The sequence below is a fragment of the Sphingomonas palmae genome, assembly GCF_900109565.1.
Taxonomy (GTDB): domain Bacteria; phylum Pseudomonadota; class Alphaproteobacteria; order Sphingomonadales; family Sphingomonadaceae; genus Sphingomonas; species Sphingomonas palmae.
This window is the reverse complement of sequence record NZ_FNZZ01000002.1, coordinates 95505-110201: the sequence shown is the minus strand read 5'-3', so window position 1 is coordinate 110201 and position 14697 is coordinate 95505. Positions and strand designations below refer to the sequence as shown.

15 protein-coding genes are annotated in these 14697 nt (G+C 69.7%); 3 read left to right on the top strand and 12 right to left on the bottom strand.

The window, feature by feature from the left end; genetic code table 11:
* Positions 1–20: 20 nt before the first annotated feature.
* Positions 21–1904 carry an asparagine synthase (glutamine-hydrolyzing) gene (asnB, locus tag BMW51_RS05155; protein ID WP_281243244.1) on the bottom strand — a complete coding sequence of 628 codons (1884 nt, stop codon included), beginning with the start codon at positions 1902–1904 and terminating at the stop codon, positions 21–23.
* Between the two features lie 119 nt (positions 1905–2023).
* Here asnB and BMW51_RS05150 point away from each other — a divergent pair, with 119 nt between their 5' ends.
* Positions 2024–3352, top strand: coding sequence for a lipopolysaccharide biosynthesis protein (locus BMW51_RS05150; protein WP_093004102.1), 1329 nt, complete (start codon positions 2024–2026; stop codon positions 3350–3352).
* Here the strand turns inward: BMW51_RS05150 and BMW51_RS05145 are convergent.
* The 11 genes from BMW51_RS05145 to BMW51_RS05100 form a co-directional block, all read right to left on the bottom strand.
* Positions 3344–4096 (bottom strand): nucleotidyltransferase family protein, encoded by a 753-nt coding sequence (locus tag BMW51_RS05145; RefSeq protein ID WP_218139364.1) that lies wholly within the window; start codon positions 4094–4096, stop codon positions 3344–3346. The genes BMW51_RS05150 and BMW51_RS05145 overlap by 9 nt on opposite strands.
* The gene (locus BMW51_RS16180; protein ID WP_245708294.1) at positions 4093–5019 is read right to left on the bottom strand and encodes a hypothetical protein; all 927 of its coding nucleotides are present in this window, start codon (positions 5017–5019) and stop codon (positions 4093–4095) included. Before BMW51_RS16180 ends, BMW51_RS05145 begins: the two co-directional genes overlap by 4 nt.
* Complete coding sequence (locus BMW51_RS05140; RefSeq protein WP_177171538.1) at positions 5016–6074, bottom strand: diacylglycerol/lipid kinase family protein; 1059 nt, start codon at positions 6072–6074, stop codon at positions 5016–5018. Before BMW51_RS05140 ends, BMW51_RS16180 begins: the two co-directional genes overlap by 4 nt.
* Before the next feature lie 108 nt (positions 6075–6182).
* Complete coding sequence (locus BMW51_RS05135; protein WP_093004096.1) at positions 6183–6662, bottom strand: DUF2141 domain-containing protein; 480 nt, start codon at positions 6660–6662, stop codon at positions 6183–6185.
* 55 nt (positions 6663–6717) lie between these two features.
* Entirely contained in the window at positions 6718–7839 is a 1122-nt protein-coding gene (locus tag BMW51_RS05130) for a CDP-alcohol phosphatidyltransferase family protein (RefSeq protein ID WP_093004094.1), read from the bottom strand.
* 10 nt (positions 7840–7849) lie between these two features.
* A complete protein-coding gene (locus tag BMW51_RS05125) occupies positions 7850–8980 on the bottom strand; it encodes a hypothetical protein (RefSeq protein ID WP_093004092.1) in 1131 nt (376 codons plus the stop codon).
* Entirely contained in the window at positions 8977–9699 is a 723-nt protein-coding gene (locus BMW51_RS05120; RefSeq protein WP_093004090.1) for a phosphocholine cytidylyltransferase family protein, read from the bottom strand. Before BMW51_RS05120 ends, BMW51_RS05125 begins: the two co-directional genes overlap by 4 nt.
* On the bottom strand, positions 9699–10373 hold the full coding sequence (locus tag BMW51_RS05115; protein ID WP_093004088.1) for an HAD family hydrolase: 675 nt from the start codon (positions 10371–10373) through the stop codon (positions 9699–9701). Before BMW51_RS05115 ends, BMW51_RS05120 begins: the two co-directional genes overlap by 1 nt.
* 57 nt (positions 10374–10430) lie before the next feature.
* Positions 10431–11516: a 5-(carboxyamino)imidazole ribonucleotide synthase gene (locus BMW51_RS05110; protein WP_093004086.1), complete on the bottom strand. Its 1086-nt coding sequence runs from the start codon at positions 11514–11516 to the stop codon at positions 10431–10433.
* Positions 11517–11539: 23 nt separating this feature from the next.
* Positions 11540–12013, bottom strand: coding sequence for a 5-(carboxyamino)imidazole ribonucleotide mutase (gene purE, locus BMW51_RS05105; protein ID WP_093004084.1), 474 nt, complete (start codon positions 12011–12013; stop codon positions 11540–11542).
* Positions 12014–12065: 52 nt separating this feature from the next.
* On the bottom strand, positions 12066–13064 hold the full coding sequence (locus tag BMW51_RS05100) for an LLM class flavin-dependent oxidoreductase (protein ID WP_093004082.1): 999 nt from the start codon (positions 13062–13064) through the stop codon (positions 12066–12068).
* Between the two features lie 116 nt (positions 13065–13180).
* On the opposite strand from BMW51_RS05100, the gene BMW51_RS05095 reads away from it, so the two are divergent.
* Complete coding sequence (locus BMW51_RS05095; RefSeq protein ID WP_093004080.1) at positions 13181–13846, top strand: pyrimidine 5'-nucleotidase; 666 nt, start codon at positions 13181–13183, stop codon at positions 13844–13846.
* Positions 13843–14670, top strand: a complete 828-nt coding sequence (gene dapD, locus BMW51_RS05090) for a 2,3,4,5-tetrahydropyridine-2,6-dicarboxylate N-succinyltransferase (protein WP_093004078.1) — start codon at positions 13843–13845, stop codon at positions 14668–14670. Before BMW51_RS05095 ends, dapD begins: the two co-directional genes overlap by 4 nt.
* Positions 14671–14697: the final 27 nt, after the last annotated feature.

Below are 14697 nucleotides of genomic sequence, written 5' to 3'. Positions count from 1 at the left end.
CGATACAGCGAAGCCCCGCGTCAGGCCGGCCGCGCCTGCCACCACAGGCAGAACAGGCTGAGCGCGTAAAGCAGGCGGCTGTGATCGCGCTGCCCGCGATAATGTTCGTCGAACAGAGCATCGACGCTGCGCGAATTGAGGTAGCCCGAAGCCGCGACGCCGCTGCCAACCCAGAGCTCGCGCGCGTAGGCGCCGAAATCGTCGCGGAACCATTCGGCCAGCGGCACCTGAAAACCCTGCTTGCGGCGATCAAGGATGCCGGCGGGCAGCAACGGCGCGATCGCGGCGCGCACCGGATATTTGCCGATGCCGCCGCGCAGCTTGACGTCCGGGGGCATCGACAGCGCCAGCGCGACCATCTCGCGCGACAGCATCGGCACCCGCACCTCCAGCGCGTGGGCCATGCTGGCGCGATCGACCTTGGTCAGCATAGCGCCCGGCAAGTTGAGTTGCAGGTCGCACATCGCGAACTGTTCGAGGTCGGACGACGAGATCGCCGCCATGTCGGGGTAATATTCCGCCGCGAGTGCCGCGATCGCGCCATTCCCGTCGCGTCCGTCCAGCAGCGTGTCCGCGAACAGCCGGCGGCGCAGCTCGGGCGCGGTGATCTGCGTCTTGGCGAAGAAGCGCGTGCCGCCGTCGGGCAGGCCGGCGCTGCGGGCGGTCTTCTGCCAGCGCTGCAGCCGGCGGTTACCCGGTCCCCAGGGAAGCGGCGGCAGCGCCGCGAAGCCGCGTGCGGCGCGGCGCGCAAGGGCGGGGACGTGGCGCAGGCGGTGTTCGGTCAGGTGGCGCTTGTAACCGAAGAACAATTCATCGCCGCCGTCGCCCGACAGCACCACCTTGACGTCGCGCGCCGCGGCTTCGCTCACGTACCAGGTCGGGATCGCGGATGGGTCGGCGAATGGTTCGTCGTAAGCCTGCTGGATCTCGGGCAGGATCTGCCACGCGCGTTTCGGGTCGACGACATGGGTGCGGTGGTCGCAGCCCAGGTGCCTAGCGACTGCCTCGGCGTACGGGCTCTCGTCGTAGGCGCGCTCGGCGAAGCCGATCGTGAAGGTCTTGACCGGGCGCTGCGACACCTGCGCCATCGCCGCCACGACCGCGGACGAATCGACCCCGCCCGACAGGAACGCGCCGACATCGGTGTCGGCGGCGAGCATCTGCGCGCGCACGGTGTCGAGCCAGGTGGTGCGAAACGCCTCCACCCAGTCCTTCGCCGAGCGCGGCGCGGCGGGCGCGTAGCGCGCAGCCCAGAACGCGCGGGTGCGCAGGGACCCGTCGGGCCCGAGTTCGAGCAGGTGGCCGGGTGCCAGCACGCCGACCTGCGCGTAGATCGAGCGCGGCGCGCGGACGTGGCCGAAGCTGAAATAATCGTGCACCGCGCGCGCATCCGCGTCGAAGCGCAGCCCCGGCACCGCGAGCACCGCCTTCAGCTCCGACCCGAACGCCAGCCGCCCGTCCTGCCAGGTGTAATAGAGCGGCTTGATCCCGAGCGCGTCGCGCGCCAGCGTCAGGCGGCGGGTGTAGCGGTCCCAGATCGCGACACCGAACATGCCGTCGAGCCGCGCCCAGGCATCGTCGCCCCACTCGCGCCACGCCGCGAGGATCACCTCGGCGTCGCCCTCGGTCGCGAAGGAGTGGCCGCGGTGGCGCAATTCGCTCCGCAGCTCGCGATAATTGTAGATTTCGCCGTTGAAGACGATCGCGTGGCGGCCATCGGCGCTGTGGATCGGCTGGTCGCTGCCCGCCACGTCGATAATGCTCAGGCGTCGCATGCCGAAGCCGAAATCGCGATCGACCATGACGCCGTGGCTGTCGGGGCCGCGATGCAGGATCGTGTCGCACTGCCGGCGCACCGTGGCACCATCGACCGCCGCCCGCCCGGGCGCGTACAGACCGGCAATCCCGCAGATAGGACGCTCCTTCGCAATTCGTTGATGTGGGTGAGGAGGGCTGCCCTAGCGGCGCTCTTGGCCTGTGTCACGGACTTGCCGCTGCCGCAGCGGCTATCTAGGCGGAGCCGATGACGGACGGGTTGATTTCTGCGCCTGCGCGGGCGGGCGGCATGCGCGCGGTGCTCGCCAACCTCGGCTGGCTGCTCGCCAGTCGCGGAGTGCTGGCGGTGCTGTCGCTGCTGTACCTGGGGATCGCCACGCGCACGCTCGGCCTCGCCGATTTCGGCCGCTTCGCGCTCGTCACCGGCGCAGCGCAGGGGCTGGCGCTGCTGGTCGGGTTCCAGACCTGGCAGGTCGTTGTCCGGTTCGGCATCGATCACCGCGCCCGCGGGGACACGGCGGCACTCGGGCGGCTTTACCGTGCCAGCATGGCGCTCGACGCGATCAGCGCGCTCCTCGGACTGGCGCTCGCCGCGGTTATCCTGCTGGTGTGGCGCGAACGGCTGGGGATCACCGCGCCGCTCCTGCGCGACACGATCATCTTCACCGCCGCGCAATTGCTGTCGATCCGCTCGGCAGCGCTGGGCGTGTTGCGGTTGACCGACCGGTTTCGCGCCGCTGCGGCGGCGGACAGCGTGACGCCTGCGGTGCGTTTCGTCGGCGCGGTTGCAGCCGCCGCTTTCGCGCCGACGCTGCACGCGTTCCTGTGGACGTGGACCGCGGCCGAACTCGCCACCGCCGCCGCTTATTGGATCACGCTTCACCGCAGTGGCGACCTGTCGCTCGTCCGGCACGCGCGCGCCCACTGGGCGACGCTGACCAGCGAAAATCCGGGGCTGGTGCGCTTTCTGGTGAGCAGCAACGCTGTGTCGTCGCTGGGGCTCGCGACCAAGCAGGTGCCGCTGATGTTCGTCGGCGCGTTCGGTGGCCCCGCGGCGGCGGGCGCGTTCCGCATCGCGCTGCAATTGGCGCAGGCGCTGACCAAGCTGTCGCAGCTGATCTCGCGCGCCGCCTTTCCCGAAGTGGTGCGCACCGTGCGCGATGTGGCGCCGGCGGAGCTCGGCCGCGCGCTTCGTCGCATGTTCGGCGCCAGCGCGGGCGGGGCGCTGGTCATCCTGATCGTGGTGGCGTTGATCGGGCGACCGGTGCTGGTCGCGGTCGGCGGCAATGCGGCCTATGCCGACGCTTACCCGCTGCTTCTATGGCTGGCCGCGGCGGGGTCGATCGATCTGGCGGTGGTGGGGTTCGAGCCGGTGCTGCTCGCGGGCGACCGCTCGACCTCCGCGGTCAGCGCGCGCGCGGTCGGCGTTGTGGCGCAGTTCGCGCTGATGCTCGTGTTGCTGCCGCGCATCGGCGCGGCAGGGGCGAGCATCGGCGTGTTCGGCGCCTCTCTGGTCAGCGCGCTGCTGATGATCGCGATGGTCTGGAGCTACGTACGCAGCGCGCGGCTAACCTAGGCGCGCCCGAACGAAGTCGAGGTCGGCGGGTTTGTCGACATCGACCGCGGCGAGGCCGTCAGTCGCGGCGACCACCGCGGCAGTGACGCCGGCGGTTCGCCCGAGGTGGGCGACTGCCTGGGAAAGCGAAAGCCGTCCGAGCAGGTAGCGTAGCAGCAGCGCCGGGCCGAGCCGGCGGACGATGCGCCACGGCCGCTTTCGATCGCGCTCGACCGACTGCCACAAGGCGATGACCTGGCTCGCCTGCGGTGTGGCGAGATAGAACAGGTTGCACCCCGACCAGTCGCCGTCGGCAAACCGCAGGTAAGTCCTCTTCGATCCGGGCGCGGCGCGCTCGATCGCGTCGCGCCGCGCGAGCAGCACCGCGACATCGGCGTCCGCGGGCACGCGCGCGATGAAGTCGTTGACCCAGGTGGGGTCGAGCAGCGCGTGGTCGCCGGTGGTCACGAGCAGCGGCGCGCCCAGCAGGGCGAGCGCGTCGGCGGTGCTCGCGCTCGGCCCGGCGGCGGCGGGGAGCGGTTCGGTGCCGAGCCGCGCGGCCTCGGTGCGAACCGCGGGGCTGTTCGCCGACACGCCGATCCGCTCGATGCCCGCGTTGCGCAGCGCGGCCGTGACGCGCGCGAGCATGGTGTCCGTGCCAATGGGGATCAGTGCCTTGTCAGTGACTCCGGCGTAGCGCGCGACCGGGTCCTCGCCCCCGCGCGACCCCGCCAGGATCAAGGCGGCTGGATCGGCAAGAGTCACGAGGCACGCAGCCGGCGATGCTGCCACAGCCGCCACAACACGCCAGGCGCGGCGAGCACCGGGTGCCGCTCGCGAAATGGCGTCAGCGGCACCGACAGACCGGTGTGCCGCTCGATCTTCCAAAGCGCATACCGCGTCGCGCCATCGAAGGTGAAGGCGGCCTTGACCAGTCGCGCTGCGTTCAGCTTCCTGCCCCAGCGCCGTGCACGCGCCCATTGGCGGGCGAGCGAGCGATGCTGCGCGTCGGTCAGCACAGGTGTAAGCGTCGTATCGTCTCCCGACCAGGCGACCGCTCCTACGGTCCAGGCGATCGGCAGCAGCGCATCGTAGCGGGCGCGGTCGTACGACAGGATCTGATCCTCACGCCCCGGCGCCTCGACGCGGAACTCGGTCGCGTAGGTGGCGCGGAACAGCGCGCGCCAGTAGTCGCCTGCCGTTCCGCTCGCGGGTCCGTGAAGCGCGGCGAAGTGCGCGGCGGTGACTGCCGCGTTCGCGACCGCGCCGACGATCGCGTCGTGGACGCAGGGGTCGGCGGACCAGATCAGCGCGACGGGTTGCACGAAGCGCGCCCAGATCGTCGTGTCGCGCGTCTCTCCCGCCGCGGCGCGCGCGAAGGTGTCGCGGTCCATCGTCGCGACCTTGGCGCGGATCACGCGAGTTCCGAGTGCGACCTCATGGTAGCTGACATCCGGCCAGATACGACGGCTCGCCCCCTTGGCGGTACCGGGCGCGCGCAGGACGTAGAAGTCGAGCACGCCGCCCAGATCACCGGTCCTGAGCACGGAGCCGTAGAACAGCACCGCCTCGCCGTTCAGCACCTGCGCGATCCGGTGCGCGGCATCGGCGACGACCGCCGGCATGGTGCGGTCCAGTTCCGCGGCGACCAAGCCGCGCAGCGCGGACGCGCCCGCGTCGCGGCTCACGGCGTGACGAAGGTCACGGGATCGCCCGCGCGCACGATGTAATCGCCACCGGCGTAGCGCTCCCCGTCGAGGACGAACCCGCCGGGCAGCGTCAGCCGGCTCGGCGGCACGTCGTGGCGATGATGATAGCCCGCACGTGCGAGCCAGCCGCCCTCGCGTCCCGCGAGGATCGCAGGCACCGCGACCGGCAACAACCGGGGCGGTGCCTCCACCGCCAGGATGTTCAACCCCTCCGCAGCGGCGCCGAGCGGGCGCAGGCCGATCGGCAGGCGCCGCAGCGTCGAGCCGAGCAGCAGATACAGGTCATGCGTCGACTCACTGCCGTCGGTCAGATTGGCCACGCGCACGCGCTCACCCGCGCGCCACGCATTGTTCGCGCCCGCGAACATCGTCTGCAGCACCGCACCCGCGACGGACAGCCCGACCGCGACGCCGCCGAACGCGCCGATGTCATGCGTGCGCTGCGCCAGGTCGGTCGCGCGCGTGAAGCCGCTGGCGCCGAACAGGAAGCCGCGATGGGTGAGGCCGTCCTCGCCGGTGATCTCGATCGGCTGCCGCGTGGCGAGGTGACCCGCCGCGAGCGCCTGCCGTGCCGCACCCGCCGACCAGTCCCACGGAATACCCAGGTCGAGCGCCAGCGCATTGGTCTTGCCCGACGGGATCACCGCAATCGGAGGTACGCGCCCGCCGAAAACGCGCGGCGCGGCGGTCAGCACGTCGCGCACGGTGCCGTCGCCACCGTCGACGACGATCAGCTCGACGCCGCGCGCCTCGAATCCGGCGAGTGCGGCGGACAATTCTTCCTGCGTCGCCGGTTCGACGACCAGCATGTCGCGGGTCGCACCCGCGCGACGGTGAACGGGATTACCCTGCCGATTGCGTCGGCTGCGCGGATTGCTGATGACGCCGACCTGCGCCAGCTCGGGTGCGCGCGCGGACGGTGCGCGCGGGAACGGCACGATCTGCGCGTCGCCGCGTGGTGCCTTAATCGTTGGTGCGCCCGCTACCGGCGCCCGTCCGCGCGCGAGCGCTGCAGTCTTGAAGGAAAAGTTCACTCGATCGGCGCTCCACACGCGATTGCACGATGCAGATGTACCCGCGATCAGGCGAAATTGTGTCGCGGGCGCACGTGCACAGCGCAGAGGCTCAACAAGTCGCTACATTCAGCGCGAATAACGCGTCCGCACCCGGATCGATGCGCCGCCCGCCGGAACCGGGAACCGCACCCGCGACAGGCTCGGCAGCCCCAGTGTTGTCGGCGCGTCGTTGGAGAAGCCGAAGCCTTCCTTGATCGTGAACAGCGTGCGGTTGAAATCGTGATCGCCGTTCTCGTCGTGATAGGTGGCGACGGCGTAGGAGCCGGGCGTGACCCAGAAGCACGCAGTGGTCGCCGGCGACTGCGCGGCGGTACGCACGCGCAGCAGCTTTCCGTGCTTAGCGAGGAAGCGGCCCGAATCGTCGGGGTAGAGCGTGAAAACCATTTCGCCGTGCGCGTTGCGGATCTCGGTCGCGGTGACGACCAGGCGCGTTTTGCCCGCACCGAACGTTCCCGCGCACGCCTGCGCCGCCGCATCGGGAGCGAGCAACGCACTGCCGAGCAGCGCGGCGAGCCCCGCTGCGGTGTAGAATAATGGTCGTGTCATGAAGTCGATATGGGTCAGCGGTGTTGGCCTGCAACCCGCGCTGGCCGACACGGCGTCAGGCGAGCCAGCTGAACAGCCGTTCGCCGCCGCGGGCGCGCAGGATCGCCTGTAGCAGCCGCACGCCGTGCACGACGAGCGACAACATCGTCCAAACCGCCACCGCAACGATTCCCCAATCGGGACGGCCGATGAGCAAGGCGGCGAACAGGATCACCATGTTGGGATTTCGCCTGGCGGTGACGAGGCGGAAGCGGCTGTCGAACCGTTCCCATACGTGGATGTGCATGCCGAAGCGGACGATGAACGCGCCCTCGATCAGCCGTTGCACGACGTAGCCGAACAGCATCGCCGCCATCACCGCCCAGAATGTCTCGTCTGACAGCGCCCGTCCATAAGGCGCACAGCCCGCTGCCCACGCCCACCACCAGATCGGCGGGTGGACGAGGTCGACGCCGTGGTCCCACGCGTTCCCGAGCTTCGACGAGGTGATGGTGCAGCGCGCGAGCTTCCCGTCGACGGTGTCGAGCACCATGAAGATCAGCCCGGTCAGTAGCCCGGTCCAGAACCAGCCGTGCCAGAAGGCGATCGTCGCGACGATGCACAGCACCGATCCGATCGCGGTGACGCCGTTGGGCGATATACCGATGCGCGCCGCGACCCGGGTCAGCGCGAACGCCCATTCGGGCCAGAGATATTTGGTCAGGAGGTCGGTCACCCCCTTGTACGCGCCGACGTAGCTGGCGCGCTCGATCGCGGGCACGGCAGCGGGGACCAGTGCCTCCGCGAAGGGCCGCTCGCGCTTGCGCAAGGCCTCGTTGAAGATACCCTCGTCGCGCTCGGCCGCGACCTGTTCGAGGTGAGCGGGGAGGGAGGCGCCCTCGCTGATGGCACGCTCGCACGCGGCACGATCGGCCGCAGCGATGTGCGCGAGCACGACCTGTCCGCCGCGCGTCAGCACGGTGCCGGGACGCGGCTGTAGCCAGACGATCCAGGCGGGATCGAACACGAAAGCGAGGTTGGACAGGATGACGGTGTCGCTCGCCGCCTTCGCGTCACCGAACGGCAGGCGACGCGCCGCGGCGATGCGGCGCAGCCGCTCGCGCGCGGTCATGCCCCACAGGAGCACGGGATTGTCGCCCAGCGGGATCACCGCGGGCATGGCGTCGGTCGACTGCATCGGCGGCGCTTTAGCGGCGCGGTTCGGTGTTGGCGAGGACGCGCAGCACCGCGTCGGCCGCGCGTGCGGCACCCGCGCCGCTCGCGTCGCCGAGCGCAGCGGTGGCGAGATCGTGCTGGATGGCGACGAAGTCGGCGTGGCGAGCAGGGGCTCGCTCGATCGCGGGGAGCAGGTCGGCGAGGTCGTTCACCACCTCGCCCGCGTGCCACATCGCGTGGGCGGGATCGTCTACCCAATCTCGCGCATGTGCGTTGAGGAACACGGCTGGACGCGGTCGGATCAGGAATTCGATCAGCTGGCTCGACGTGTCGCCGAGATAGAGATCGGCGGCGGCGGTGTAGCTGCCGTCGACGGTTGCGAAACTGTCGAGATCGACGTGGACGTGCGGCAAATTCGCGACGCGCGCGAGCACGTCGCGTACCTCGGGTGCACGCTCGATCAGGCGCTGATGCGGGGCAAGGATGACGTTCCAGTCGCGCTGGCGGGCGAGTTGCTCGACCACCTGCGGCCCCCAAACCGGCCACGACGAGCGGTGTGCCTGCCAGTGCGGGGTGTAGAGCAGCACCGGACGATCGTCCGCGAACAAGGCTTGCGCGGGAGTGCGCTGGCGAAAGGCGGCCTTGACGTAGCCGGTCGCCTCGATCCGCTCGGGCGCCATGCCGCGCGCGAGATAGGTGGCGCGCTCCTGCTCGCTCGGCACCAGCGTGTAGCTCGCCGCCATCCGCCTCCTATCGTCGCGCGCGCTCATCGAGCCGACGCCGTGCGAGGTCTTGACGAATCGGACGCGCAGGAACGGGAACAGCCGCGGCAGCCACAGGCTGGTCTGCTCGGCGCAGACGACGACGCGCGTGCGCGCCAGCCTGGGCGCGAGGCGGAGCAGCATCGGCAGCTTGGGCGGCAGCGCAGGGCGCTCGCCGGGCGCAGTGTGGGCGAGGTGGCGGAAGCCGGGCGCGCGGCGGACGCGCACCTGCGGTAGCTGATCGGTCCAGCCGGTCAGCAATTCTTCGTGGATCGAGGTCGATACCCAGAGGTCGAGCGGCAGGTCGGGGCGCAGATCGGCCAGCACCTCGACGATCGGGAAGAGGTGCGGAATCAGCAGCGTTTCGCCGAGGAACAGGAAGGCGACCGGAGCGGCCTTCATCGCGGCCGCGCGTTCCAGCGCTCTACATCCTCGGGCCGGTCGATTTCGACCCAGCCGCCGCTCTCCTCGACGATCGCGTGGACCGCGCCTTGCGTCGCGAGCGCGGCGACGACGTTGTGGTGGTAGGCGTTGATCCCGTCCGCCCCCGCGATCACGCGGTCGAGCACGGGCAGATAGCCGCTCTGTGCGCCGGCGACGACGACGCCGAGCGAGCGGTGTGTCGCAGTCGCGGGCGCGAGCGCCTTCGACACCGCGACGACGCGGCCGTTCTCGACCCGGACCAGCATGTCGTCGGTGTCGGTGCGCGCGATCGGCTCGACTACCAGCCCGACGCCGGCACGGTCATACTCGCCGTCGTGCGCCAGCGCGCGCGCGAGGATCTTGCCCGTAAGCGTCGTGTCGCCGTTGAGCAGGCAAAAGGCGTCGTCGAGCACGTCGCGCGCCGCCCAGACGCTGCCGATGCTGCTCGACACCGCCCAGAACGGGTTGAAGCGCAGCTCGACGCGCAAGGGCGAGCGATGCGTCGCGAGGTGCGCGCCGACCTGATCGTGGCGGTAACCCGCGACGACGATCGCCTCGTCCACGCCCGCCTCGGCGAGCGCGTGCAGCTGATGGTCGAGGATCGCGCGCCCGCCGACGGGCACGAGGCATTTCGGCATCAGGTCGGTCAGCGGCAGCAACCGCGAGCCGCGCCCGGCGCTGAGGATGATCGCGCGCATCACTGCTCCCAGTCGAGGATCGGCCAGCCGTTCGCGCGGGCGAGCGTACGCAGGCGGGCGTCGGGATGGACCGCGAAGCCTTCGTCGGCGAAGGCGAGGCAGGGCGCGTCGGTCGCGTGGTCGCTGTAGAAGCGGATGTGCTGCCGCTCACGCGGCTCTTCGCGCGCGGCAAGCCAGGCGGTGACCGCAGCGAGCTTGGCCGCGCCGTAGACGTTTGCGCCCGACAGGCGGTGCGAGACGTGTGTGTCGCCCGACCCGCTCGCCTCGGTCGCGATCACGTCGTCGATGCCCAGCCGCCACGCGATTGCCGCGGCGTAGAAACGGTGCGCGGCGGTAGCGAGCACGACGCGGTAGCCTTCCGCACGGTCGGCGGCGATCCGTGCAATCGCGCCCGCGCGAATATTGCCGGCGAGTTGTCGCTCGGCGAAGCTGTTGGCGATCGTCGCGAGATCATTTGCGGGGATCGCGCCACCGATCAGCAGCCGGTGCATGACCTCCTTCAACCGATCGCGACCGAGCAGCCCGCCCTTGTGCGCGACTGCTGCGAGCGCAGCGGCGGGGACGAGCGCCAACCGCCACGGCGCGCGCGCTCTTGCCGCGAACAGCAGGAACGCGGACCAGGTCGGCAATCGCGTGATCGTGCGGTCCAGATCGTAGAACGCGTAGCGGGTCATTACGCGCGCCTTTGGCGGTGAAGCTGGGCAGCAGCAAGGCAACGCGTGGCGGAGCCCTCAGCGCTCCAGCCGCGTGACATGCCCCATCTTGCGACCTGGGCGTGCCTCGCGCTTGCCGTAGAGGTGGAGGTGAGTACGCGGTGCCGCGACCAAATCGGACCAGCGCTGCCACTCGTCGCCGATCAAATTCTCCATCACCACCGCGGGCGCGGTCAGCGCGGTGTCACCCAGCGGCAGGCCGCAGATCGCGCGCACGTGGTTGGCGAATTGCGAGGTCTCGGCGCCCTCAATCGTCCAATGCCCGGAATTGTGAACGCGCGGCGCCATTTCGTTGAACACGGGACCGTCCGCACCGGCGAAATACTCGCAGGTCAGCACGCCGACATGACCCAGCGCGTCGGCGATCCGCCCAGTCAGCGCTGCCGCCTCGGTCCACTGCCGCGCGATCTCCGCGGGGGCGGGCACGGTCGAGCGGTGGAGGATCGCGTCGCGATGCTCGTTCCAAGGCGGAGGGTAGCTGGTGATCGTGCCGTCGATCCCGCGCACGAGGATGATCGAGAATTCGTGGCTGAAGGTCACGAACGCCTCGAGGATCGCGGGGCCGCCGATCGCCTCCCACGCGGCATCCGCCTCGGCGGCGTCGTTGATCCGCGTCTGACCCTTGCCGTCATAGCCGAAGCGTGTGGTCTTGAGTACGGCTGGCGTCCCGATCGCGGCCAATGCAGCGTCAAGCTCCTCGCGCGAATTCACCGCCTGCCAACGCGCGGGCCGACCGCCGACCTCCTCGACGAAGCGCTTCTCAGCGACACGGTCCTGTGCGACCGCGAGGCTCTTGGGCGGAGGATAGACCGGTACAAGCTCGGCCAGCCACTCGACGGGTGCGACCGCGATATTCTCGAACTCGTAGGTGACGACGTCGCATTGCGCGGCAAGATCGGCGAGCACGACCTTGTTGTGGTAATCGGCGCGCGTCAGGCTCGACGCGGTCTGCGCGGCGACGCTCTCGCGGTCAGGAGCGAGCACGTGGGTGCGATAGCCGAGCTGGGCGGCCGCGACCGCGATCATGCGCCCCAACTGCCCGCCGCCCAGGATGCCGATGGTGCCGCCGGGGGCGAGCGGGCGGTCGAGCTGGGCGAGCGGCATGGCGGGTTCCGTCTGGCGAGAGGTCAGGGGGCTTCGGCGACGCCGGCGGTCTGCGCCGCGCGCCACGCCTGCAATCGCAGCGACAGTCCGTCGTCGGACAGCGCGAGGATCGCGGCGGCGAGCAGCGCAGCGTTGATCGCACCGGCCTTGCCGATCGCGAGCGTGCCGACGGGGACGCCGCCGGGCATCTGCACGATCGACATCAGGCTATCCATGCCCTTCAACGCCTTTGACTCGACCGGCACGCCGAGCACGGGCAGGTGCGTCATCGACGCCGCCATGCCGGGCAGGTGCGCCGCGCCGCCTGCGCCCGCGATGATGACCTTGAGCCCGCGATCCGCAGCGCCGGTCGCGTAATCGTACAGCCGCTGCGGGGTGCGGTGCGCCGAGACGACGCGGACCTCGTGCGCGACGCCGAGCGCGTCTAGCGTCTCGGCCGCGTGGCTCATCGTGTCCCAGTCGGACGTCGAGCCCATGATGATGCCGACCTGCGTCATGCGCCGCGGCGTAACCGGGCGAGCGCGGGAGGGCAATGCCCTCCCGACCGGTTCAGGCGGCTTGTTTCAGCTCGGCCATCGCGTCGGCGGTGAGGCTGAGCGAGTGCTTGCGCGCGTCATGGTCGTAGATCGCGCTGGTCACCATCACCTCGTCGACTTGCGTGCGCTGGACGAAGTCGGCGATGCCGCGCGCGACCTCATCGCGGGTGCCGATCGCGGAGCAGGACAGGACGTTGTCGAGCATCGCGGCGTGCGACGGTGGGAGGCTGGCACGGTAGTTCGCGACCGGCGGCTTCATCAGCCCCGGCGTACCGGTGCGTAGCGCGATGAATGACTGCTGCTGCGAACTGGCGATGAACTCGGCCTCGTCATGCGTGTCGGCGGCGAAGACGTTGAACCCCGCCATCGCGTAGGGACGCGACAGCTGCGCCGACGGCTTGAAGTCACGGCGGTAGATGGCGAGGGCCTGATCGAGTGCGTCGGGCGCGAAGTGCGACGCGAACGCGTAGGGGAGACCTAGGATCGCGGCGAGTTGCGCACCGAACAGGCTGGAGCCGAGAATCCACATCTCCGGCTTCGCACCCGCGCCGGGCGTCGCGGAGATGCCGGTGCGGCCATCGTCGGCAAAATAGCTTTGCAACTCGACCACGTCGTTGGGAAATTGGTTGGCATCGCTGGCGAGGTTGCGACGCAGCGCATGTGCGACGCGCTGATCGCTGCCGGGCGCGCGGCCGAGGCCCAGGTCGATCCGGCCGGGGTAGAGCGCGTCCAGGGTACCGAACTGCTCCGCGATCTGAAGCGGCGCCGAGTTCGGCAGCATGATGCCGCCAGAGCCGACGCGGATGTGCTTGGTCGCGCCTGCGACGTGAGCGATCACCACGGCGGTCGCCGCGGACGCGATCCCCTTCATGCCATGGTGCTCGGCCACCCAGTAGCGGTTGAAGCCGAGCGTCTCGGCATGGCGCGCGAGATCGGCGGCGTTCGCCAGCGACTGCGACACGGTGCCGCCTTCGACGACGGGGACGAGATCGAGGAGCGAATATAGGGTCATGGAGGAAAGATGGGGGCGGAGGCGGCGCTGTGCCAGACAGGTGAGCTTGGCTGTCGCACAGGTGAGCTTGGGTGTCGGGCTTTGACCCGCCGGCGAACCGGACTACAGCCGCGTCGATGCCGCCCGAACTCTCGCACATCGACACGTGGTTGTTCGACCTCGACAACACGCTCTACCCAGCCTCGGCGAACCTGTTCGCGCTGATCGACCGGCGGATGACCGCGTTCATCGCCGAGCTGCTGTCGCTCGATCTGGCCGAGGCACACCGCGTGCAGAAGGCGTATTTCCTTGACCACGGCACGACGCTCGCCGGGCTGATGGCGGAGCATGAGGTCGATCCCGCGGCGTTCCTGGCCTACGTCCACGATATCGAGATGGACGTGCTGGAGGCGAATGCGCCGATGGCGGCGGCGCTCGCCAAGCTGCCCGGACGCAAGATCGTGTTCACCAACGGCGACCGCCCCTACGCCCTGAAGGTGCTCGACCGGCTCGGGCTGGGCAAAAGTTTCGAGGCGGTCCACGACATTCACGCGATGGATCTGGTGCCCAAGCCCGCGCCCGCCGCCTATGCCGGCATCTGCACCGCGTTCGGCATCGATCCGACCCGCGCCCTGTTCGTCGAGGACATGGCGCGCAACCTCAAACCCGCCAAGGCGATCGGCATGACGACCGTCTGGGTCGACAATGGCAGCGAGCAGGACCACGACGCCGATCGCAGCTTCGTCGATATCCGCGTCACCGATGTGACGCACTGGCTTGTTAGCATCACGGAGACCCTATGACCGATCTCGCCCAAACCATCGACACCGCGTGGGAGAATCGCGCCGAGATCGGGCTGAACACCACCGGCGCGGTCCGCGACGCGGTGCACGAGGCGTTGGCGCAGCTCGACGCCGGCACCGCGCGCGTCGCCGAGCCGGACGGGGCGGGGGGGTGGCGCGTTAACCAATGGTTGAAGAAGGCGGTGCTGCTGAGTTTTCGCCTCAACGACAACGCCCTGATCGACAACGGTCCCGGCCAGGGCCACTGGTTCGACAAGGTGCCGTCCAAGTTCTCGGGCTGGAGCGAGGAACAGTTTCGCGCCGCGGCTTTCCGCGCCGTGCCGGGCAGCGTCGTCCGCCGCGGTGCCTACGTGGGCAAGGGCGCGATCCTGATGCCCAGCTTCGTCAACATCGGCGCCTATGTCGGTGAGGGGACGATGGTCGATACCTGGGCGACGGTCGGCAGCTGCGCGCAGATTGGGCGCAACGTCCATCTGTCGGGCGGCGTCGGTATCGGCGGCGTGCTCGAACCGCTTCAGGCCGATCCGGTGATCATCGGCGACGGCGCCTTCATCGGTGCCCGGTCGGAGGTCGCGGAGGGCGTGCGCGTCGGTGAGGGCGCGGTGCTGTCGATGGGTGTCTATCTCGGCAAGTCCACCCGCATCATCGACCGCGCGAGCGGAGAGACCTTCTACGGTGAGGTGCCGCCCTATTCGGTCGTGGTGGCGGGCTCTGCGCCGTCGTCGACCGGCACCGGCCCCAACCTATATTGCGCGGTGATCGTGAAGCGCGTCGACGCGCAGACGCGCGAGAAGACCGGGATCAACGAACTGCTGCGGGATTGAACCTTTGCCGCGCCCGCGATAGGGCGT